The organism is Nonomuraea sp. 10N515B (genome assembly GCF_052245915.1).
Taxonomy (GTDB): domain Bacteria; phylum Actinomycetota; class Actinomycetes; order Streptosporangiales; family Streptosporangiaceae; genus Nonomuraea.
The window spans coordinates 1-21,251 of record NZ_JBQQBQ010000095.1; the positions used below are offsets into that span (position 1 = coordinate 1).

The window sequence follows — 21,251 nt, forward strand, 5'->3', positions numbered from 1 at the left end:
GCGGTTATGGCGGGAAGGAAACACCCGGTTACATTCCGAACCCGGAAGTTAAGCTTCCCCGCGCCGATGGTACTGCACTCGGGAGGGTGTGGGAGAGTAGGTCACCGCCGGACAATCTTTGATTGGGAAAAGCCCCGACGCACAACGCGTCGGGGCTTTTCTTGTTTGGACGACTATCCGCGGAGGGCGGTTGGTAGTCCAATGGGGGCATGTCCGCATCACCTGAGCCGTTAGGCACGATCAAGGTAGAGGTGCTGCCCGATCCCGGTTATCGGGGCACGCTCGGCCCGGCTGATCTACTGGAGAAGTTCGAGAACCGGGCCGGCGAGCTCGGCGCTTCGATCGGAGCGGTGGCCGAGCGCGTGCGCGCGGCCCTGGAGGAACGCCTGGTCCGGCAGGATACCGAGGCGTGGGCGCTGTCCGAGGTCAGTCTGGCGCTTTCGATGAGTCTGGAAGCCGAGAGCGGCGTGGTGATCGCGAAGGCCAAGACCGGCGGCACGTTCCAGGTGTCGCTGAAATGGACCAGAGGCAAGACATGAGCCGCCCCGCGGTCGGGGCGGTGCTGACGCCGGAGCCGCGCGGCACGGCGTTCGCAGTCACCGACCGGTTGTTGCTGACCTGCTGGCACTGCCTGGCGGACCCCCGGGACCGTACCAGGCTGCGGAGCGAGCGGGTGACGGTGCGGTTGGCGCCGGATGTGCTGGTGGAGGGCGTTTACGCCGACCACGACCCGCGGCTGGACGTGGCGTTGCTGGAGCTCGATCCGGGGACGCCGCTGCCACCGGGCTGGCGGCCCGTTCCGCTGGGGAGGGACACGGAGGCGGCGGGGGAGGCGCCGGTGCTGGGGCTGGGGTGGCCGACGCACAATCCGTCCACTGTCGAGCCGCAGTCCTTGCCTGCCAGGGTCGCGGTGCGGCGGACGACGATCCATGACGGCATGCCGGTGATCCAGCTGTTCTCGGATGAGGTGGCGGCACGCATGCGGCCACGCGGGTTCAGTGGCGGGCCTGTGCTGGTGGACACCGTCGCGGGGCAGGTGGCGGTAGGCGTGATCTGCTGGATGCAGGAGGACGACGAAGACGAGGGGCGTGCGGTCGGGGGCACAGTTTACGCCGTTCCCGCCGCGGAGATCATTCAGCGCTGGCCCGAGCTTGGGGCGGCGCTCGACGCGGCCGACGAGCTGGCCGGGGACGTCGACGCGCCCGGGCGCGGGCAGATCGCGAACTTCATCGACACCCACTTACGCGGCAGCCAGGGCACGTTGCCGTTCGCCGGACGGGCCACCGAGCTGGACGCGCTCGACGCATGGCTCGCCGATCCGGACGCGCCGCCGTACCACCTCGTCTGCGGTGAGGCGGGGGCGGGCAAGAGCACGCTGCTGGTGCGGTGGGCGACGGCGGTGGCGGCGGACCAGCCGCGGGTGCGGCCGGTGTTCGTGCCGGTCAGCTTGCGTTATGAGGCCACCGGGGCCGGCGAGGTGTTCACGAACCTGCTGCATCGTGTGGCCCGCGTGCACGGGGTCGGCTACGACTACAACGCCGGCGAAGCGCGGGCCAGGGACGCGCTGGCCGCGTTGCTCTCGCGGCCAGCGCCCGACGGGGTGACGTTGCTCGTGATCGTGGACGCACTGGACGAGGCCGGCTGGGAGCCGGGACCGGCGGACTTTCCCCGGCGTCCGGGGCCGGGCGTCCGGATCGTGTTGTCCGCGCGGCACACCGGCCGCCGGCCCTCGGCCGAGGCGTGGGCGGAGGCGCTCAACCTGCCGGACACCGCGGTCACGCGGCTCGGAGCACTGTGCGCCGATGACGTCGCCGAGCTGCTGCGGCAGGTACGGCCACAGGACCCGGTTGACGACATCGCCCCGGCGTTGTGGCGGCTCACCCGAGGAGATCCGGTGACGACCGGCCTCTACCTGCGTGATCTGGCGGATCGGCCGCTCGTCGATCTCGCGGCGCTGGAGCGGGCCGCTCCAGGGCTGGACGGATATTTCGCGATGTGGGAGGAGGAGCAGGAGCGGCAGTGGCGGGCCCGCGACGCCAAGCGGCTCAAGGACGGCAGACGGTTGCTCAACCTGCTCGCCGTGGCCGAGGGCCCGGTACGCCTGACCGAGCTCCGCAGTCTGGCTCCCCGCGTGGGCAAGGCGTTGGACGCCGACCGGCTCCGCCAGGCCGTCCGGCTGCTGGACCGGCTGGTGCTGCCCGGTCGCGAGCCCGACAGTTTCCTCATCGCGCACCCGCTCATCACCCGCATGTTGCGCAAACGGCTGGACGGCGACGGCGATCTCGCCGCGTATCGGGAGGCGTACGTCGCCTGGGGGCGCGAGGTCATGGCCGCGCTGCTGGCCCGCGAGCTGTCGCCGACCGCCGTGCCCACGTATCTGGCGCGCCATCTCGCGGCGCATCTGGTGCCCGACGAGGCGGGGACGGGTGTGCCGATGCGGGAGGCGTTCGCGTTGACGCACAGTCTGTGGCGGCGGGCCAGGGAGACCGGCTCGGACGAGCTGGACGGCTACCGCGCCGACGTGCGGCGGGTGGCGGCCCGGGCGCGTGCCGCGAACCAGCGGGCCTTCGAGGCAGGCGAGCGGCTGCCGTACCTGCCCGAGCAGATCCTGTGCGCGGCGGCCCTGGCCGGCGAGCGGGCGGCGCTGGGCACGGAGATGAGCCACCACCTCGCGGCCCAGCTCGTGCGGTACGGGATCTGGCCGCCGGGCCGGGCGTTGTCCCTGCTGGCCAGTGAGGTCTTCGACAGCACCAGAGCGCATGGCCTGCGGAGCCTGGCGCCATACCTCGACGAGGAACACCTGCCGGCGTTGCGGCAGATCCTGGAGAAGTCGGTGGACGCCTTCCCGGAGTATCTCGCCCCGGCGAGTGCCGCCTACGCGCGGCGGCTGCTGGAGCTGGGCCGGGTCGAAGACGCGCTGGCGGTCGCGGAATGGCTGCCCGACGACCACCGATATCGCGGGCTCGTGCACGTGTGGGTGGTGAGCGAGCTGGCGCCGCTGCTGCCCGCGCCGCTCGCCGAGCGGATCCTGATCGACGCGATGGACGCGGTCGGCGTCATGGACACCTTCGCGGCGTGCCGGCTGACCAAGCAGGTGTCGGTGGAGCTGGCCGAGTCCGCGGGGATCAGGGACAGGCTGGTCTCGGCGATGCAGTCACGCTTCGACCCGGGGTGGCGGATCGGCGCCGAGGCGTTCGTGGCGGCGGCGCGGTGGTTGTCCCGCGACGTGGTGGACGGCGTGTTCCAGGATGTCCTCTTCGGCCCGGTCACCCTCGACCAGCAGTACGAGCTCATGCCGAGCCTCCACCATGACGGGCTGTTCAGCGTCCTGCCAGCGGAGCACGCCGCGCATGCGGCCGCACGGGTGGTCGCCGAGCTGGACTACACCAAGCGGGTGGTCTGCCTGATGCAGCTGCTTCCGCTGTTTGAGGGGGACGAGCGGGAGCGGTACGCCGAGGTGGCCTTCGAGCAGCCGGAGCTGCTGAGGCACCTGCAGATGGTGGAGCTCGACGTGGTGTGCCCTGCCCTGGCCGCAGCCGGATACGCCGGCAGGGCGCTGCGGGCCGTCGGGGCCGATGACAAGGAACGTCTCTGGACATGGCTGATGGCTATGTGGCGGTACTTGACCCGGGAGGAGACCGAGCTGGCGTTGAGCATCACCGTGCACGATGCGGAGGATTCCGTCCCGGACCGGCCTCCGCGCAAGTGGGCGCTGGCCAGGCTGGCGGCTTTCGGGGCGGAGGAGGCCGGGCGAGCGCTCGACCTGGTCTACGACCAGACGGACCGGCAAGGGCTGGCGCCGACGCTGGTGTGGCAGCTGGCCACTTATCTGCCCGAGGGGCCGCTCGAGCCCAACCAGCGGGCGTCGTACCGCGAGCCCTGGTGGGAGCGCTGCACCTATCCGGGGGCCTGGCGTTCGTGGGAGAGCGGCGTCAGGCGCTACCCCAATCAGGTGGGTCAGGTGCTCGGCGACGAGCCCCTGGACATGCTCTACGCGGCCGCCACCGACATGGACGAGGACGATGTCCCGCACTTGATGGCTCTGGCCGACGCTCAGCCCGATCCCTGGGTGCGCCTCACGATGCTGGCGGCGGGCACCCATCCGCCGCACCCCACAGTGATGGAGGCCATCATGGCCGGGCTGCGGCGGCTGCGTGACGAGGTCGTCGATGAGCCCGCCTACGACGGCTATCCGGCGCAGTGCCCGTGGCTGGTGCGCGGCATCGGCGACTGGACGCCGTTCTTCGTCCGGCTGTTGTCGCCGGCGGCGGCCGAGATCGTCAAGCCGCTGCTTTTCGAGGGGGGTTATCTCGATGGGGTGGCGCGCCTGCACCACTCTCCTTTCGGCAGCGACCACCTGCGGCTCGACGACTGGGCGCATGACGTTCTGGCGCTCATGCCGATCCTGTCGGTGGCCGAGATCGACGCCCTGCTGGAGCTCAGTGGAGGGGACCCTGGGATCAAGTCGGAGAGCACGCGCAAGGCGTTCGCGGCCGCCGCGGCGAGCGCCCTCGCGGGACTGGGGGAGGTGGAGCGGGCCTACACGCTGGCGAGCTGGCTCGGGTGGCAGACGCAGCTGATCAGGTCGTCGGCCATGGCGGACATCCTTCCCCAACTTCCCACGGAAGGCCTGCTGGAGTGGGCAGCCGAGGTGCATCGATACTTCGACGACGCCAAGGACCGAGGGCAGCTGTGGGCGGTGTTCCACGATCGTTGGGCGGAGCTGGGGCGGGAGGAGATGTGGCGGGCGGTCGATCGGTGGACCACTGAGCTGCCGCTCGACAGCCGCGGCGGCGTCATCGCCGACATCCTCTTCTACCGGTCGGCCATCGCCCAGCTGGGTGGGCACGCTGAGGCGGTCCGCATTCTCGATCTGCTGGGAGTGGCGCGCTAACCGCGTTCGAGCAGGGGCTCGATGCGGTACGGGATCTGGGTGGACAGGGCGATCGTGGTGTCCGTACGCTGCACGGCGGGCGAGGCCAGGACGCGGGCGATGACCTCCTGCAGATGATCGGTGCTCCTGGCGACCACCCGGCACAGCAGGTCGTGCTGGCCGCTCGTCCCGTGCACCTCCAGGATCTGCGGCACGGCACGCAGTGCCGCCACCGCCTCCTCCAGCCGGCCCTGGGCGATCTGCAGCCAGACGAACGCCAGGATCGGATGCCCGGCCGCGGCCGGCGACACCGTGGGCCCGAAGTCCTCGATCACCCCGCGTGCGGTCAGCTTCTCCACCCTGGCCTGCACCGTGCCCCTGGCGACGCCCAGGAGACGGGCAAGCTCCGTCAGGCCGACGCGCGGGTTGGCCCGCATGGTCACGAGCAACCTGGTGTCCAGCTCGTCCATGCCGGCCCCCTTTCAGGACTGTACGATTCGACCAGAGTATGCGGCTTTGGGAGTGCGAAAGTAAGCGTATCGCGCAGCAAAACTACGCGCTCTTGCCAGGAAAAGCGGAACTTGCTGTTATCTGGGCATGTTTGAGGAAGCGCAATACTTCGCCCCGGTCGCGGCCCAGGCCGACGGGTCGGTGGTGGTCGACCTCTCGGCGTCGCATCCCGGGTTCGCCGATCCGGTCTACCGGGCGCGGCGTAACGCGATCGCGAAGCTCGCGGTCGACTATCGGCCAGGCACCCCCATTCCCGCGGCCCAGTACACCGAGCAGGAGCATGAGGTGTGGGCGATGGTCAGCAGGGAGCTGGCGGTCAAGCACGCCACATACGCCACGGCGGAGTACCTCGACGGCGTGGCCCGGCTGGGGCTGCCGGCCGAGCGCATCCCGCAACTGGAGGAGGTCTCGCGGCTCCTGGAGCCGCTGACCGGGTTCCGGTATCTGCCGGCGGCGGGGCTGGTGCCGCTGCGGGACTTCTACGGGGTGCTCGCGGATGGGTTCTTCCACTCGACGCAGTACATCCGCCACCATTCCGTGCCCTTCTACACGCCTGAGCCGGACGTCGTCCACGAGGTGATCGGGCATGCCAACGCGCTCGCCAGCTCCCGCTACGCCGCCCTCTATCGCCTGGCCGGTCAGGCGGCGCGGCGGGTCGAAGGGGAGGAGGCGCTGGAGTTCGTGTCAAAGGTGTTCTGGTTCACGCTGGAGTTCGGGGTGATGGAGGAGCGGGGCGAGCTCCGGGCGTACGGGGCGGGGATTCTGTCGTCGTACGGGGAGATCGAGGAGTTCCGCGCCATGGACATCAGGCCGCTGGATCTGGCGGCCATGGGCACGACGCACTACGACATCACGAAATATCAGGACGTGCTGTTCCGGGCGGACTCCTTGGAGCACCTGGAAGACGTGGTGGGTGGCTTCTGGGACACCTGTGACGACGACTCGATCGCCAAACTGCTCGCCGCCGTCTAGCGGCGCATCGCGCTTCTTCGTGATAATGCCCGGGTGATCAGGGGCCGGCGGCAGGCGTCAGCACGGGTGGTGCTCGCGCTCGCCCTACTCCTGTCACTGGTCACGGCGCCCGTGGAGCCACGCACCGAACGGCCCGGAGGTCCCCTGTGGGTGGTGCCCGTGGCCCAGGAGGCGACCCTGGCGTGGCTCGAGAGCATCGCGGCCGAGGAGGCCGTGGGGCCGATCCCGGCCAAACAGATCACCAAACGGCTCGACCGCTATCTGGCCGGCCGCCCTGGTCCGGTCACCGCCATGGTCAAGGACCTGGCGACCGGGCGGCTCTACCGTTACCACCCGGGCGAGCGGCTGATCACCGCGAGCAGCGCCAAGGTCCAGATCCTCATGGCGTTGCTGCTGAAGACACCGTGGAAGAAGGTGCCCGAGGCGGTCAGGCGGGACGCCGAGCTGATGATCCGCTACAGCGACAACCACGCCGCCGACAGGCTCTGGTTACGCATCGGCGGGGCGCCGGGATTCACCAAGGCCGGGCGGCGGTTCGGGCTGAAACACACGCAGGGCGTCGCCGGTGATTGCCTCGACCTGTATTGCTGGGGCATCACCCGGACGTCGGTGGACGACCAGATCCGGCTCATGAGCGCCCTGGTGTCCGGCAAGAGCCCGCTCAAGGCCGCGGAGCGCGAGCGGGTGCTCGGGCTCATGGGCGAGGTCGTCGACGGCCAGGACTGGGGCATCAGCGCCGCCGCGTGCCGGGGCGAGCGAGCGGCGTTGAAGAACGGCTGGCTCAAACGCGTCTCGAGCAAGCGCTGGGCCGTGATCAGCGTGGGCCTGATCAGGGGCGACGGCCACGACTACGCCGTGGCCGTGCTCACCGAGGGCAGCTCCGACGTCGGGTACGGGATCGCGACGGTCGAAGGCGTCGCCAAAAGGATCATGCAGGACTTCCGGACATGCCCGGAGTGACCAGCCGGTAGCCCACGCCGCGCACGGTCTGGATGAGCTGGTCGTCCTCGTCGCCCAGCCGCGCCCGCAGCCGCTTGACGTGCACGGCGATCGTGTTCGTCGAGGTGGTGGCGGCGGTGTGCCACACGTTGCGCATGATCTGCTCGCGGGTGACCGTCCGGTCGGCGTTGCGCATGAGGTATTGCAGCAGCTCGAACTCCCGCAGCGGCAGGTGCACGGCCCGCCCGCCCACGCGTACCTGGTAGGCCTGCACGTCCAGCTCGACCCCGCCCACGATCAGCACCTTGCGCGACTCGGGCGAGGACGCCTGGATGAACGGCAGCAGCTCCGGCACCCGGTAGGGGCGGGCCACGCAGGCGGCAGCGCCGGCCGCGAGAGCGCGGACGGCCTGCTCGGCGTGCCCCTCGCCGACGCCGAGCAGCACGGGTACGGCTCGCGCGAGCCGTACCGCGCGCACGAACTCGACCGCGTCGATGACCGGGAGCGTGGCCGAGACGAGCACCACGTCCGGCTGCAGGGCCCCCGCCTGCAGCAGCCCCTGAGCGCCGTCAGGTGCGCCGGTGACGGCCACGCCCTCGCGTTCGAGGGCGGTGGCCAGGGCCTCGACGACGGCGCTGTCGGGGTCGGCGATGAGCAGTACGGGCTTGGTCCTCGTGTCCCCGTGCATCGTGGATGCCGCCTGCTGTTGGGTCATCAGCCGAAGCGTCCCGTGATGTAGTCCTCGGTGCGCTTGTCGGATGGGTTGGTGAAGATGCGGCTGGTCTCGTCGTACTCCACGAGGCGGCCGTGCCGCACGCCCTTGTCGTCCACCTCGGCGGTGAAGAACGCGGTGCGGTGGGAGACGCGAGCGGCCTGCTGCATGTTGTGCGTGACGATCACGATCGTGTAATCGCGCGCCAGCTCCTGCATCAGGTCTTCGATCTTGGTCGTGGCGATCGGGTCGAGGGCCGAGCACGGCTCGTCCATGAGGATGACCTCGGGCTTGACCGCGATGGCCCGCGCGATGCACAGACGCTGCTGCTGACCGCCGGACAGGGACAAGGCGTTCTGCTTGAGCTTGTCCTTGACCTCGTCCCACAGGGCCGCCTGGGTGAGCGCCTGCTCGACCAGGTCGTCCATCTTGCCCTTCATGCCGTTGACGCGGGGGCCGTAGGCGATGTTGTCGTAAATCGACTTGGGGAAGGGGTTGGGCTTCTGGAAGACCATGCCGATCCGGCGGCGTACCTCGATGGGGTCCACGTGGTCGCCGTAGAGGTCCTCACCGTGGTAGAGGATCTTGCCGGCCGGGCGGGCGCCGGGGATGAGGTCGTTCATCCGGTTGAAGCACCGCAGCACCGTGCTCTTGCCGCAACCGGAGGGGCCGATCATGGCGGTGATCTCGCGATTGCCGATCAGCATGTCGACCTCGCGCACGGCCTCGTAGTCGCCGTAGAAAACGCTGAGGTCGGAGACGGTGAAGACCGGATCCAGGGCCTCGAGGTTACGGGGGGCCTCGGGACCACGGACGGTGACGTTCGCCATGGGGGTTCCTATCTCAGTCATATCTTCCTTCACCAGCGCCTCTGGTAGCGGTTGCGGAGCCAGATCGCCACCGAGTTCATCAGCAGCAGGATCAGCAGCAGGATCACGATCGCGGCGGCGGCCAGGATGTGGAAACCTTCGCGCGACTGGGAGATCCAGTTGAAGATCTGGATCGGGAGGACGGTGTAGCTGGCGAAGATGCCGTCCGGGTTGAATCGGATGAAGGACACCGCGCCCAGCATGATCAGGGGAGCGGCTTCGCCGATGGCCCGGGAGAGGGCCAGGATCGAGCCGGTCGCGATGCCGGGGATCGACGCGGGCAACACCTGGCGGTAGATCGTCTGCCACTGCGTGGCGCCCAGTGCCAGCGATCCCTCCCGGATGGACGGCGGCACCGCCCGGATCGCCTCACGCGAGGCGATGATCACGATGGGGAGCACCAGCAGGCCGAGGGTGATCGACGCGGTGATCACGCTGAAGCCGAGGCCGATCGTACGGGCGATGATGCCCAGGCCGAGGATGCCGTAGACGATCGACGGGATGGCGGCGAGGTTCTGGATGTTGAGCTCGATGACGCGGTTGTACCAGCGGGTACGGTCCGCGTACTCCTCCAGGTAGATCGCCGCGGCGATGCCCGTCGGAATCGTCATGACCGCGGTCAGCGAGATGACCCAGAGCGTTCCCGTGATGGCGGACTGGGCGCCGGCGATCTCCGGATTGCGGATCGACGGCATGTTCTCCCAGAGCCGGGCGTCGATCCGCGGCCAGCCCTCCACCAGGACGAAGGCGAGGAGGGCGACCAGGAAGATGAGCGCCAGCGCCAGGCTGGCGAGCAGGAGCATCCGGAACAAGATTTCCTTGACCGGGCGCCCCTGGCTCGCCAGTTGCACAGCGGAGCGCGGCGTCGAGAGAACTGCCATTACTCGTACACCTCACGATATTTCCGCACCAGGCGGGCGCTGACGTAGTTCATGACGAACGTCATCACGAAGAGCAGGGCGCCGACCGCGAAAATGGTGTTGTAGTCGACCGTGCCCACCGGCACGTCGCCCGAACCTGCCGCGGCGATGAACGCGGCCATGGTCTGCATCGCCTCGCCCAGGTCGAGGGTGAAGTTGGGCTGACCGCCGCCGGCGATGTAGACGATCATCGTCTCACCCGCGCCCCGCGAGATCGCCAGGATGACGGCCGCGACGATGCCGGAGAAGGCCGCGGGCAGCACCACGCGGAGCGAGGTGATCATCCTGGAGGCGCCGAGGGCGAAGGAGCCCTCGCGCAGGCTGTTCGGCACCGACGTCATCGCGTCCTCCGACAGCGATGCCACGATCGGAATGATCATGAAGCCGACTACGAGACCCGCGCTCAGGGCGTTGAAGATCTCGACCTCGAACCACAGGATGTCCCGCAGCAGCGGAGTGACGAAGCTCAGGGCGAAGAACCCGAAAACCACGGTCGGGATGCCCGCCAGCACCTCGAGCACTGGCTTGAAGATTTTCCTGACGCGTGGCTTGGCGTATTCGGACAGGTAGATCGCGGCGGCCAGGCCCAGGGGGACGGCGACGACGATCGCGATGCCGGTCGTGATGAGGGTCGCGCTGACCAGTGGCAGCACGCCGTAGGTCGGGGGTTCGAACAGCGGTCCCCAGTTGGTGGAGGTGAAGAACTCCACCACGCTGATTTCCCCGAAGAACCTGATCGTGGGCTCCAGGAGGGAGAACACGATGCCGACCGTGGTGGCGATGGAGACCAGCGCGGCCACCAGAAGGAGCGCCTTGATGGTCATCTCGCCATAACGCGGGCGCGACCGCGCCAGGGACTGGGGAGTCCCCGGCACGGTCGCGGAGTCGCGAACCGTCATCAGCTGCTCTTCAGCGTCGACAGGTCGGTCTTAAGCTTGCTCTCCTGCTCGGTGTTGAGCGGGATGTACTTCGCGTCCGTCGCGATCTTGTTGACGTTGGCCACGTAGTAGTCGAGGAAGGCCGCGACCTCCGGCCGCTTGACCGCGGCGGTGGACGGGTAGATGAACAGCGGCCTGGCCAGCGGGGTGTAGGTGCCGTTCTGCGCGGTCTCTGCGCTCGGCGCGACGCAGCCGTTGCCGGAGTCGATCTCGATCGCCTTCAGCTTGGCGGCGTTCTCCTCGAAGTAGGTGAAGCCGAAGTAGCCGAGGCCGCCCTTGCTGCCCTCGACGCCCTGGACGATGACGTTGTCGTCCTCGCTGGGGCTGTAGTCCTTGCGGCTCGCGCCCTCCTCACCGTTGATCTCGTCGGTGAAGTAGTCGAAGGTGCCGGAGTCGGTGCCCGGGCCGAAGAGCTTCAGCGGCTCGTTCGGGAACTTGGGGTCGATCTGGTTCCAGCTGGTGATCTTCTTCTCCGCGCCCGGCTCCCACATCTTCTTGAGCTGGTCGACGGTGAGGCAGGTGGCCCAGGTGTTTTCCTTGTTCACCACCACGGTCAGCGCGTCGGTCGCCACGGTGAGCTCGGTGTACTTGATGCCCTTGGCGTCGCAGGCGGCCTTCTCCTCGTCCTTGATCGGACGGGAGGCGTCGGAGATGTCGGTCTCGCCGTTGCAGAACTTCTCGAAGCCGCCACCGGTGCCGGAGGTGCCCACGGTCACGTTGACCTTGGCCTGCTCCTCGGCGAAGAACTCCGCGGCGGCGCTCGTCAGCGGGGCGACCGTGCTGGAGCCGTCAACCTTGACCTGCCCGGCCAGTTCGGCACCGGCGCTGGCTGGAGCGGAAGCTGTGCCCTCCCCGGCGGGCGTAGTGGTGTTGGTGCCGCCGCAAGCGGCGGAAAGGCCCACAACGATGGCGGCCGTCGCCACCGCGCTGAGGCGGCGCTGTCCACGGGTCACGGTATTTCCTCGTCCCTAGTGAGATCTGTAGTCGACGTCTCCGATAACACCGGGCGAAAGTGAACGGGAGTAGAACGACCCGTGACTGAGGTACAAAGAGGTGTCCTTGGTCGTATGAATAGCGCGTAAGGGTGATCCTGGAGAGATGAGCTATCGCGTATGTGTGGTGTGCATGGGGAATATCTGCAGGTCACCGATGGCGGAGGTGGTGCTGCGCAAGGCCCTCGCCGATCGGGGGCTGGCCGATCGCGTCGTCGTGGAGAGCGCGGGGACCGGCGGCTGGCACGAGGGAGACCCCATGGATGAGCGGGCACTGCACATCCTGTCCGACCACGGGTACGACGGCTCCACGCACCGGGCCAGGAAGTTCACCAAGGACTGGTACGACAGGTATGGCCTGGTGCTGGCCATGGATCTTGACAATCTTGCCAATCTGCGGCGAATGGCGCCCACCGGTGTGGAGGTGCGGCTGTTCCGCTCGTTCGACCCCGCGGCGCCGCCTGGTGCGGAGGTGCCCGACCCCTACTACGGGGGGCGCGAGGGGTTCGAGGAGGTCCTCGCGCTGGTCGAGTCGGCCGCCGAGGGCCTGGCGGAGCACATCGCCGATGAGATCGACTGAGGACCTGGGCTCATCCCATGGGTGGCGCCTGCAGCGGGGCGTGCTCGACGACGGGCGGCAGGTGTTCGCGAAGACCGGCGTTGTTTCCGAAATGTTCACTTCGGAGGCGGCCGGGCTGAGGTGGCTCGGCGAGGCGATCGCGGTTCCCGAGGTGATCGAGGTCGGTCCCGACCGGCTCGTGTTGTCGTGGGTGGAGCAGGAACGCCCGACCACGGCGGCGGCTGAGCGGTTCGGCCGGGAACTAGCCCGCCTGCATCGCTCGGGAGCGCCGGCCTTCGGTGCGCCGTGGCCTGGGTTCATCGCCGAGTTGCCGATGGACAATTCGCCGTGTGACGACTGGCCGGCCTTCTACGCGGAGCGGCGGGTCCTGCCCTTCCTGCGGGAGGCTCGGCTGCCCGCGTCGGACGCGGACGCCGTCGAGCGGGCCGTGGAGCGGTTCGCGGAGGTCGCCGGGCCTGCCGAGCCGCCGTCGCGGATCCACGGGGATCTGTGGAGCGGGAACGTGTTGTGGTCCGGCGGGTCCGCGGTGCTGATCGATCCGGCGGCGCACGGCGGGCATCGGGAGACGGATCTGGCCATGATGGCGTTGTTCGGGCTGCCGTACCTGGATCGGGTGCTGGGGGCGTACCGGGAGGAGTGGCCGCTGGCGGACGGGTGGCGGGAGCGGGTGCCGCTGCACCAGCTGCATCCGCTGCTCGTGCACGTGGTGTTGTTCGGCGAGTCCTATCAGGACAGCTTGATGGAGGCGGTACGGCGGGTGCTGGCGCTCTAACGGCGTCTACGGGCGCCCTCAGTCTGTCTCAGACTGATTTGCGTCTGCGGTAGGCGCGTTGCTGGCAGGCGCGCGAGCAGTAGACGCGAGGGCGACCGGACGTCGTGGGCTCCAGCGGCCTGCCACACTCCTCGCACGACTGTGTTTCGTCACGCATTTCGTCACGTTCGTTGATGAGGGCCTCGATGCCGTCCAGGAGGCGGCGCAGGCCGAACTCGAAGGAGTCCTCGGGGGCGTCCCAGCCGCCCGCCGACCCCAGGTACGAGATCGTGGGGTAGCGGTCGAGCCGGTCGTAGAGCGTGTCGCGCGCGCCCCACCACTCCTCCTCCGACACGCCGCTGCGCCGCTCCTCGTGCCGGGTTTCAAGCAAGTGCAGGGCTTCGGCGTCGATGAAGCGGCCCACCAGTCCGACAGCGGCGATCACCTCGGCGGGGGTGAGCGCGGTGCCGGTGAGGGTGCTCAGCATGTAGTCGTAGTGCGCGACGGCGTTGGGGCCAGGGAGGTGGCGGGTGCCGCGTACCTCGGCCAGCCAGGGATGCCGCCTGCGGATTCGCCACGCCTGCCGGGCGACGTCCTCCAGCCGCAGCCGCCACCCGTCCGGCTCGGTGTCGAACTCGATCGGCGCTGGGGCGGACATCGGCCCGGCGCTCCCGGCCCGCTCACCGTCGGACGGGGCGGTGGCGACGCCGATGTTCGTGGGGCGGGTGCGCGTGGGTTCGGTGCTTGTCGCCGGGTCGGTGTGGAGGGCTTCGCCGTGCGGGGGAGTGGTCTCCGAGGGAGTGGTGTGCGCGGTGGCGGAGGGGACATCGGGGTGCTCGCCCAGGACCTCGTCCACCATCAGGTCGACGAGCTGGTCCCGGCCGGGCACGTGGCGGTAGAGGGACATGGTCGTGAAGCCGAGCCGGTCGGCCACCTTGCGCATCGACAGCCCGGTCAGCCCTTCGGCGTCGGCCAGCTTGATGGCGGCCTGGACGATCCGCCCCACGCTGAGACCAGGCCGCGGCTCCCCGTCCCGCGTCCGCCACAACAACTCCAGCCCGTGATCCGGGTCCCCGGCTCCGTCGCGCGTCATTGGCGCCCTCCTTGTTTATGGTGTACTACTACGTGTACGCCATAAACGGCAAAGGGGTTCTCAATGTTCCACTTCCACGTCGCGCCTTCGGGTGACGACACCGGGGCAGGCTCCGCCGAGCAGCCCTTCGCCACGCTCGAACGCGCCCAGTCCGCGGCGCGCCAAGCGGCCGGAGACGTCATCGTCCACCTCAGGGCGGGCACCCACCTACTGACCAGGACCTTAGAGCTCACCGACACCGATTCGGGGCGGGACGGCCATCGGATCGTCTACCAGGCACACGGATACGGCACCCCTGATCACGAGGAAGTCGTGATCAGCGGCGGCCCCCGCGTCACGGGCTGGCGGGAGCGGGACGGCGTGTGGACGGCCGACGTCGGCGACCTCGACATCCGGCAGCTCTACGTGGACGGCCGCCGGGTCCTCCGCGCCGGCATCCCGGGCCTTCCCGGCGCCGCCCGCCCGACCATCACGGGTTACGTCACGGACAGCATGGACCCACGCAGGTGGCACAGCCCGGGCGACGTCGAGTTCGTTTACCAGGGCGTTTACCCCTGGACCGAGGCTCGGTGCGAGGTGGCGACGGTCTCCATGGACGGCGACGCGACAGTGGTCACCATGGCGCAGCCCGCGTTCGGCTGGGCGGCCGAGCTCTACAACTCCACCTGGGAGGGCCAGACCTCCAGCGGGCTGGGGCTGCCTACGCGGATCGAGAACGATGCCGCCTTCCTGAGCGAGCCGGGAACATTCGTGCTCGACCGCTCCCTTCCCGGGCGGCACGTCCTGCTCTATCTGCCTCGTCCGGGCGAAGACCCCGACCGCACACAGGTGGTCGCGCCGGTGCTCGAGACGCTTCTGAGCGTCGCGGGGCCGCGGAACGTGTCGTTCCGTGGGCTGGTGTTCGCCGATGCCACCTGGCTGCGTCCCAGCCGTCCCGAGGGGTTCCTGCACTATCACGGCAGCGGCTACTACGAGGGCGGCGGCGTGGAGACGGCGGTTCTCGGGGAAGGGGCGTCGGTGACGTACCCGGCCGTGTCGGCGTCGATTCCAGCGTGCGTGACGTTCCAGGACGTGGCGGAAGTGGAGATCGAGGGGTGCCGGTTCACCCGGTTGGGGGCGTTCGGGCTGGGCGTGTCGGGCGGCGCCGGGGTCGCCGTGCGCGGCTGTGACTTCGACACACTGTCGGGCGGTGGCATCTCCGTGTCGGACGGGGAGGATGTCACGATCGAGGACACCTGGGTGCACGATGTCGGGCTCGAATACAGCGGGTCGCCGGGGATCGCCATGTCGGGCGCGCGGGGGTGTGTTGTCGCGAACAACGAGATCGCGGACGTACCGCACTGCGGGATTGTCATCGGTCCCGGCGAAGGCGCGCGTGTCCTGCGCAACCTCACCGTGGGCACCATGAAAGTGCTGGCCGACGGCGGCGGGATCTACCTCGCCGGGGCACAGGGGACGTCGCACGAGAATGGGGCGCTGGTGCAGGGCAACGTCATCGAGGACACGCGCACGCCGTACAACTTCGGGCTCTACACCGACTACGGGGCCGCGTGGGTGACGGTGGAGGGGAACGTCGTCACGCGGGCGGACAACACGGCCGTATTGGCGGTGGCGCCGCCCCTGGAGAACGTCATCTATCGGGGGAACGTGTGGGATGCCGACCCGGTGGGGCACGACAGTCCGCCTCGTGGGGTGACGTACGAGAGCAATGTCACGTTCAAAGATGAACGGGAACTGAACGCGGCCACAGTCGGCATCCGGTCACGGGCGGGGCTGCTGCGCCCGCGGCCGGGGTCGCGTACGTGGAGGGCGGGTTCGGGCGCGTCTGAGTGAGTGAGGTGCGCGCGTCGGCCGCGCATGCGCAGATCCAGGGGTGTCGTGGTGGTCGGCTGGGCGATTCGGGTCGCTAGCGTACGGGGCTGTTGAGGCGGTGGATGACCTCGTCGTGCAGGACGCCGTTGCTGCAGACAAGACTGCCGCCCTCCAACCCCCTCACTCCGGCCACGTCCGTCCAGACACCGCCGGCCTCCTCGACGATCACCGTGAGCGCGGCCATGTCCCATGGCGACAGTTCGGGCTCGGCGGAGAAGTCCACCGAGCCCTCGGCGACCATCATGTGCGACCAGAAATCGCCGTACGCCCTAGTCCGCCAGCAGGCGCGCCCGAGGTCGAGGAAGTTGTCCAGCTTGCCGGTCTTCTCCCAGCCGCCGAAGCTCGAGTACGAGAACGACGCGTCCTCCAGGCGGGACACCGAGGACACGTTCATCCTGGACGCCTTCGTCAGGCTCTTGCCGGTCCACGCGCCGCCCTCGGTCGCCGCCCACCATCGCCGGCCGATCGCCGGGGCGGACACCAGGCCGACGACGACCTTGCCGTACTCCATGAGCGCGATCAGCGTCGCCCACACGGGCACGCCGCGTACGTAGTTCTTGGTGCCGTCGATGGGGTCGATGATCCACGACCGGGCGCCCCACCCGGTTTTGCCGAACTCCTCGCCCACGACCGCGTCACGCGGCCTGGCCCGGCGCAGCGTGCCGCGGATCGCCTCCTCCACGGCGCGGTCGGCGTCGCTGACCGGCGTGAGATCCGGCTTGGTGTCGACCTTGAGGTCGACAGCCTTGAACCGCCGCATGGTCATGTCGTCGGCGGCGTCCGCCATGACATGCGCGAGGCGTAGATCATCGGAATAACCCTGCACGATCGCCCACGCTACCTTGTCCGGTATAGAGAACATCAGTCACAGACGGCGCTTTTCTGGTAACTCCTCTTTCTATTACTTGCCAGTAACATGTCTATCATGTCGCACGATGTCGGCGCTTTGCTGCTCCAGACCGTCCCTTTTGCCCGCACCTTGGGCATCACCTTCGACTCCGTGGGGGACGGCCAGGCTGTTTCCCGTCTACCCGATCGTCCGGATTTGCACAATCACGTGGCGGGCCCGCATGCCGGAGCGCTGTTCACGCTGGCCGAGTCCGCGTCGGGAGCCGCGATGCTGTCCGTACTGGGCGATCAGCTGGAGCGGGCGGTTCCGCTGGCCACGTCGGCGACGATCGAGTACCGGAAGCTCGCCAAGGGCGAGGTCCATGCCGAGGCCCGGCTGCTGGCGACCAGGGATGAGGTGGTCGCCCGGCTAGACGCGGGGGAGCGGCCGGTGTTCGACGTGGCCGTCGACATCAAGAACGCCGACGGCGCCTTGGTGTCCACCCTCACCGTTACCTGGACCCTCCGCCCCAACACCTGAACCCCCGGCTCTCGCCGATCCGGGTCACGCGGTCACGGCACAAGCCGAGGCCGCGTAGCTCAGGTTCGGCAGTTCGTCCTCAGGGAGCATCTCGTCCCGTCTTTCGTCGATGCGACGCTTCCTGCGTCTCACACCGCCCAGCGAGCCCCGCGGGCACGTGAGGCGCCGCCTCCTCCGGGCAGGGACTCGCGTGGAGGTGGAAGGGGCGATGCGGCTTCGCCCCTTTCGGGCCTCCTCCGGAGGGGCCTGTGCCGAAGTGCGGTGGGCGGGGGCGGGCGTCGTCGGGGTGGCGTGTGGAATGGAGGTCAAGTGCTTTGGGGCTCGTCCAGGGTGCCCTCACGGCTGGACAGGAGGCGGCGGAGGGACTCCAGGCGGGTGGGGTCGGCGTTGCCGGCGGCCGCCCAGGCGTCCAGCGCGCAGCCGTCGCCCAGGTGCGTGCACCCCTTGGGACAGGTGACCGTGCCCTCCACCAGATCGGGGAACGCGGCCAGGACCGTTTCCACCGACACATGAGCCAGGCCGAAGCTGCGGACCCCGGGCGTGTCGATGATCCAGCCGCCGTCCGGCAACTCCAGGGCCACGGCGGAGGTGGAGGTGTGACGGCCGCGGCCGGTCACCGCGTTGACCTGGGAGACGGCCCGGTTGGCGTCCGGGACCAGGACGTTGACCAGGGTGGATTTGCCCACGCCCGAGTGGCCGACCATGACGCTGATGCGGCCGGTCAGGTGCTCGCGGAGCTCCTCCAGCGGGCCGCCCTTGTGGACGACGACGTGCTGCACGCCCAGCGGCTCGTAGAGGGCTATCAGCTCGTCCGGCGGGGCGAGGTCGGACTTGGTGAGGCAGAGCAGGGTGTCGATCTCCGCGTCGAACGCCGCCACCAGGATCCTGTCGATCATGCGCGGCCGGGGTGGCGGGTCGGCCAGGGCGGTCACGATGACGAGCTGGTCGGCGTTGGCCACGATCGGGCGTTCGATGCCGTCGGTGTCCTCGGTGTCGTCGGCCGAGCGGCGCAACATCGAGGTGCGCGGCTCCACGCGTACGACCCTGGCCAGGGTGTCGGGGCGGCCGGAGACGTCGCCGACCAGGGCGACACGGTCGCCTACGACGATGCCCTTGCGGCCCAGCTCGCGGGCCTTCATGGCGACCACGAGCCGGTGTTGCTGCTGTTGCTTGCGTTTCTGGGCCGAGCCCTTGGGGCGTTCGAGCTCGACCAGCGTCGTGTAGCGGCCGCGGTCGACCGCGACCACGAAACCTTCGACGGCGTCCTCATGCGCAGGACGAATCCGGGTCCGCGGCCGTGAGCCTTTGCCCGGCCTGACCCGTACGTCGTCCTCGTCGTACTCCCGCTTTCTCAGCGGTCTGCTCCCATACGCTTGCTTCCCTTCCATGGATGGGTCGATGGATGGCCGGCGCGGAGGGGACCGCAGGGGACGCGGCCCGCGCCGGTTTTCGGTTGTGGGCGCCGCCCGGGCGTGGCCGGGTGGTGTGGTGGGGGTGGATCCTCGCGTCGGAATGCGGGCAGCGTGCTAGCGCGTGTCGCACATGTCCGACGTGCCCGGAGCATTGGTCGTGAAACCAGCCGGGCCTCGGGTCCGGTCATCGTGGGACCGGCTCCGGTTTCAGGCGTCGGGTCCCGGTCATCGTGCTGCCAGCATGGCCGTCCACATCTGGACGAACTCCGGGAGGGTCTTGGCGGTGGTCGCGATGTTCTCCACCTCCACGCCGGGCACCCGGAGGCCGATCACGGCGCCGGCCGTGGCCATGCGGTGGTCGTCGTAGCTGTGGAAGGTGCCGCCGTGGAGCGGGCGGGGGCGGATGACGAGGCCGTCCTCGGTCTCCTCCGCGTCGCCGCCCAGGCGGTTGATCTCGGTGGCGAGCGCGGCGAGCCGGTCGGTCTCGTGGCCGCGCAGGTGGCCCACGCCGCGGATGCGGCTCGGGGTCGTCGCGAGCGCGGCCAGGGCGGCGATCGTCGGGGTCAGTTCGCCGACCTCGTGGAGGTCGGCGTCGATGCCGGAGATCTCACCCGTGCCCGAGACGACCAGGTCGGTGACGTCCGCGCCGGGGGACTCCGCCCTGGTGACCGTGCCGCCCATGGCCGTCAGCAGCCCGCGCAGCGCGTCGCCCGGCTGCGTCGTCCGCAGGGGCCAGGCCGGGATGGTGACCGTGCCGCCCGTGACGAGAGCCGCGGCCAGGAACGGAGCCGCGTTGGACAGGTCGGGCTCCACCGTCAGATCCCTGGCCGCGATCGGCCCGGGCTCGACCCGCCAGACGTCGTGCTCGCTGTCGTCGACCGTGACGCCGGCCGCCCTGAGCATCTGCACGGTCATCTCGATGTGCGGCTGCGAAGGCACCGGCGGGCCCACGTGGCGGATCGTGATGCCCTTCTCGAACCGCGCCGCCGTCAGCAGCAGACCCGAGACGAACTGCGACGATCCCGACGCGTCCAGCGTCACCTCGCCGCCCGTCAGCGGCCCGCTGATCGTGAACGGCAGCGCGTCGTTGTCCACCCGCGCCCCCAGTGCGCGCAGGCTGTCGAGGATGGGACCCATCGGGCGTTTGCGCGCATGCGGGTCGCCGTCGAAGGAGACGGGGCCGTCGGCGAGGGCCGCCATCGGCGGGACGAACCGCATGACCGTGCCCGCCAGCCCGGCGTCGATGGCGGCGCCGCCGCGGATCGGGCCGGGCGTCACGTGCCAGTCCACGCCCGCGGTGGTCTCCTCGCCGGCCGTCAGCGTGGCGCCCAGCGCGCGCAGCGCCGCCACCATGAGGTCCGCGTCGCGGCCGCGCAGCGCCTTGCGCACGACGCCAGGGGCCTCGGCGAGTGCGGCGAGGACGAGTGCCCGGTTGGTCACCGATTTGGAGCCGGGCAGCGAAACGGTGGCGGTGACAGGGGCGGTCGCGGCCGGCGCGGGCCAGTGCGAAGTGGACATGGTCAAAGGGTACTTGGGCGCGGCAGGGCAAGGTCACGGCCTGTGGATAACGACTACGCGGCGGAGGCAAACATGCGAGCGAAAGCCGTACGTGGCACTGTGGGGTCATGTGCGGTAGATACGCGTCGGCGCGCAAGAAGCACGAGCTGCTCGAGGAGTTCCAGGTCGAGCAGGACGCCGAGCCCGACAAGGAGCTCAACGCCGACTACAACGTCGCCCCCACCAAGAATGTCTACGCCGTGCTGAGCCGCGTCCCCAAGGACGCCGAGCGGGCGGTGCGGCAGCTCAGGGTCGTCAAGTGGGGCCTGGTGCCCGCGTGGGCCAAGGATCCGTCGATCGGGTCGCGGCTGATCAACGCCAGGATCGAGACGGTGGCCGAGAAGCCGTCGTTCCGTCAGGCCTTCGCCAAGCGCAGATGCCTGCTCCCGGCCGACGGCTACTTCGAATGGATGCCGGTCGAAGGCGAGAAAAAGAAGAAGCAGCCGTACTTCATCCATCCGGAGGACGGCGGGGTGCTGGCGATGGCGGGCCTGTACGAATTCTGGAAGGACCCGTCGCGGGACGACGACGACCCGCTGAAGTGGCTCGTCACCTGCACCGTCATCACCACCAACGCCGAGGACCACTTGGGCCGCATCCACGACAGGATGCCCATGATGATCGAGCGGGAGCGCTGGCAGGAGTGGCTCGACCCCAAGGTCACCGACACCGAGCAGGCCTCGCGGCTGCTGATTCCGGCCGAGCAGGGGCGGCTCACGGCGTACGCGGTCTCGACGGACGTCAACAACGTCAGAAACAACGGGCCCGACCTCATCAAACCGCTGCCTGATGGGGAGGAAACGGCGCTTTTCTAAAGGTGTAAGAAGCGCGGTAAGTGGGCATCCGGTGAGGAAAGCGATGCATCCGTTTACTCGGTGTCACCGCCACAAAA

19 protein-coding genes and 1 rRNA gene are annotated in these 21,251 nt (G+C 69.2%); 10 read left to right on the forward strand and 10 right to left on the reverse strand.

What is annotated here, in order from left to right; genetic code table 11:
* The 3 genes from rrf to ACTWQA_RS54625 form a co-directional block, all read left to right on the forward strand.
* Positions 1-113 (forward strand): 5S ribosomal RNA (rrf, locus tag ACTWQA_RS54615); the annotation flags it as partial.
* A gap of 138 nt (positions 114-251) precedes the next feature.
* Positions 252-539, forward strand: a complete 288-nt coding sequence (locus ACTWQA_RS54620; RefSeq protein ID WP_305925002.1) for a CU044_2847 family protein — start codon at positions 252-254, stop codon at positions 537-539.
* The gene (locus ACTWQA_RS54625; RefSeq protein ID WP_443166717.1) at positions 518-4,894 is read left to right on the forward strand and encodes a trypsin-like peptidase domain-containing protein; all 4,377 of its coding nucleotides are present in this window, start codon (positions 518-520) and stop codon (positions 4,892-4,894) included. The genes ACTWQA_RS54620 and ACTWQA_RS54625 overlap by 22 nt, the downstream gene beginning before the upstream one ends.
* Here ACTWQA_RS54625 and ACTWQA_RS54630 read toward each other — a convergent pair.
* Complete coding sequence (locus tag ACTWQA_RS54630) at positions 4,891-5,343, reverse strand: Lrp/AsnC family transcriptional regulator (protein WP_327589008.1); 453 nt, start codon at positions 5,341-5,343, stop codon at positions 4,891-4,893. The genes ACTWQA_RS54625 and ACTWQA_RS54630 overlap by 4 nt on opposite strands.
* A 127-nt stretch (positions 5,344-5,470) precedes the next feature.
* Between ACTWQA_RS54630 and ACTWQA_RS54635 the strand changes: the two genes are divergently transcribed.
* Positions 5,471-6,355 (forward strand): phenylalanine 4-monooxygenase, encoded by an 885-nt coding sequence (locus ACTWQA_RS54635; protein WP_443166718.1) that lies wholly within the window; start codon positions 5,471-5,473, stop codon positions 6,353-6,355.
* 33 nt (positions 6,356-6,388) lie between these two features.
* Positions 6,389-7,315: a serine hydrolase gene (locus ACTWQA_RS54640; protein WP_443166719.1), complete on the forward strand. Its 927-nt coding sequence runs from the start codon at positions 6,389-6,391 to the stop codon at positions 7,313-7,315.
* On the opposite strand, the gene ACTWQA_RS54645 is transcribed toward ACTWQA_RS54640, so the two are convergent.
* The 5 genes from ACTWQA_RS54645 to ACTWQA_RS54665 are packed head-to-tail and all read right to left on the reverse strand — an operon-like array spanning position 7,284 to position 11,686.
* Positions 7,284-8,009 carry a response regulator transcription factor gene (locus tag ACTWQA_RS54645; protein WP_443166720.1) on the reverse strand — a complete coding sequence of 242 codons (726 nt, stop codon included), beginning with the start codon at positions 8,007-8,009 and terminating at the stop codon, positions 7,284-7,286. The genes ACTWQA_RS54640 and ACTWQA_RS54645 overlap by 32 nt on opposite strands.
* Entirely contained in the window at positions 8,009-8,857 is an 849-nt protein-coding gene (gene pstB / locus ACTWQA_RS54650; RefSeq protein ID WP_443166721.1) for a phosphate ABC transporter ATP-binding protein PstB, read from the reverse strand. The genes ACTWQA_RS54645 and pstB overlap by 1 nt, the downstream gene beginning before the upstream one ends.
* Before the next feature lie 8 nt (positions 8,858-8,865).
* A complete protein-coding gene (pstA, locus tag ACTWQA_RS54655) occupies positions 8,866-9,756 on the reverse strand; it encodes a phosphate ABC transporter permease PstA (protein WP_443166722.1) in 891 nt (296 codons plus the stop codon).
* Entirely contained in the window at positions 9,756-10,694 is a 939-nt protein-coding gene (gene pstC / locus ACTWQA_RS54660; RefSeq protein ID WP_443166723.1) for a phosphate ABC transporter permease subunit PstC, read from the reverse strand. Before pstC ends, pstA begins: the two co-directional genes overlap by 1 nt.
* Positions 10,694-11,686 (reverse strand): phosphate ABC transporter substrate-binding protein PstS family protein, encoded by a 993-nt coding sequence (locus ACTWQA_RS54665; RefSeq protein WP_443166724.1) that lies wholly within the window; start codon positions 11,684-11,686, stop codon positions 10,694-10,696. The genes pstC and ACTWQA_RS54665 overlap by 1 nt, the downstream gene beginning before the upstream one ends.
* A 145-nt stretch (positions 11,687-11,831) precedes the next feature.
* Here ACTWQA_RS54665 and ACTWQA_RS54670 point away from each other — a divergent pair, with 145 nt between their 5' ends.
* Both ACTWQA_RS54670 and ACTWQA_RS54675 read left to right on the forward strand, forming a co-directional pair.
* Complete coding sequence (locus tag ACTWQA_RS54670) at positions 11,832-12,305, forward strand: low molecular weight protein-tyrosine-phosphatase (RefSeq protein WP_443166725.1); 474 nt, start codon at positions 11,832-11,834, stop codon at positions 12,303-12,305.
* On the forward strand, positions 12,292-13,077 hold the full coding sequence (locus ACTWQA_RS54675) for a fructosamine kinase family protein (protein ID WP_443166726.1): 786 nt from the start codon (positions 12,292-12,294) through the stop codon (positions 13,075-13,077). The genes ACTWQA_RS54670 and ACTWQA_RS54675 overlap by 14 nt, the downstream gene beginning before the upstream one ends.
* A gap of 28 nt (positions 13,078-13,105) precedes the next feature.
* On the opposite strand, the gene ACTWQA_RS54680 is transcribed toward ACTWQA_RS54675, so the two are convergent.
* Entirely contained in the window at positions 13,106-14,149 is a 1,044-nt protein-coding gene (locus ACTWQA_RS54680) for a TetR/AcrR family transcriptional regulator (RefSeq protein ID WP_443166727.1), read from the reverse strand.
* 63 nt (positions 14,150-14,212) lie between these two features.
* Between ACTWQA_RS54680 and ACTWQA_RS54685 the strand changes: the two genes are divergently transcribed.
* Complete coding sequence (locus ACTWQA_RS54685) at positions 14,213-15,982, forward strand: right-handed parallel beta-helix repeat-containing protein (RefSeq protein ID WP_443166728.1); 1,770 nt, start codon at positions 14,213-14,215, stop codon at positions 15,980-15,982.
* Positions 15,983-16,055: 73 nt separating this feature from the next.
* Here the strand turns inward: ACTWQA_RS54685 and hisN are convergent, their stop codons facing one another.
* On the reverse strand, positions 16,056-16,847 hold the full coding sequence (gene hisN, locus ACTWQA_RS54690; RefSeq protein WP_443166729.1) for a histidinol-phosphatase: 792 nt from the start codon (positions 16,845-16,847) through the stop codon (positions 16,056-16,058).
* Between the two features lie 90 nt (positions 16,848-16,937).
* On the opposite strand from hisN, the gene ACTWQA_RS54695 reads away from it, so the two are divergent.
* The gene (locus ACTWQA_RS54695) at positions 16,938-17,390 is read left to right on the forward strand and encodes a DUF4442 domain-containing protein (RefSeq protein ID WP_443166730.1); all 453 of its coding nucleotides are present in this window, start codon (positions 16,938-16,940) and stop codon (positions 17,388-17,390) included.
* Between the two features lie 305 nt (positions 17,391-17,695).
* Here the strand turns inward: ACTWQA_RS54695 and rsgA are convergent, their stop codons facing one another.
* Both rsgA and aroA read right to left on the reverse strand, forming a co-directional pair.
* Complete coding sequence (gene rsgA / locus ACTWQA_RS54700) at positions 17,696-18,778, reverse strand: ribosome small subunit-dependent GTPase A (RefSeq protein ID WP_443166731.1); 1,083 nt, start codon at positions 18,776-18,778, stop codon at positions 17,696-17,698.
* Between the two features lie 249 nt (positions 18,779-19,027).
* Complete coding sequence (gene aroA, locus ACTWQA_RS54705; RefSeq protein WP_443166732.1) at positions 19,028-20,320, reverse strand: 3-phosphoshikimate 1-carboxyvinyltransferase; 1,293 nt, start codon at positions 20,318-20,320, stop codon at positions 19,028-19,030.
* A 107-nt stretch (positions 20,321-20,427) separates the two neighbouring features.
* Between aroA and ACTWQA_RS54710 the strand changes: the two genes are divergently transcribed.
* A complete protein-coding gene (locus ACTWQA_RS54710; protein ID WP_443166733.1) occupies positions 20,428-21,174 on the forward strand; it encodes an SOS response-associated peptidase in 747 nt (248 codons plus the stop codon).
* Positions 21,175-21,251 lie beyond the last annotated feature (77 nt).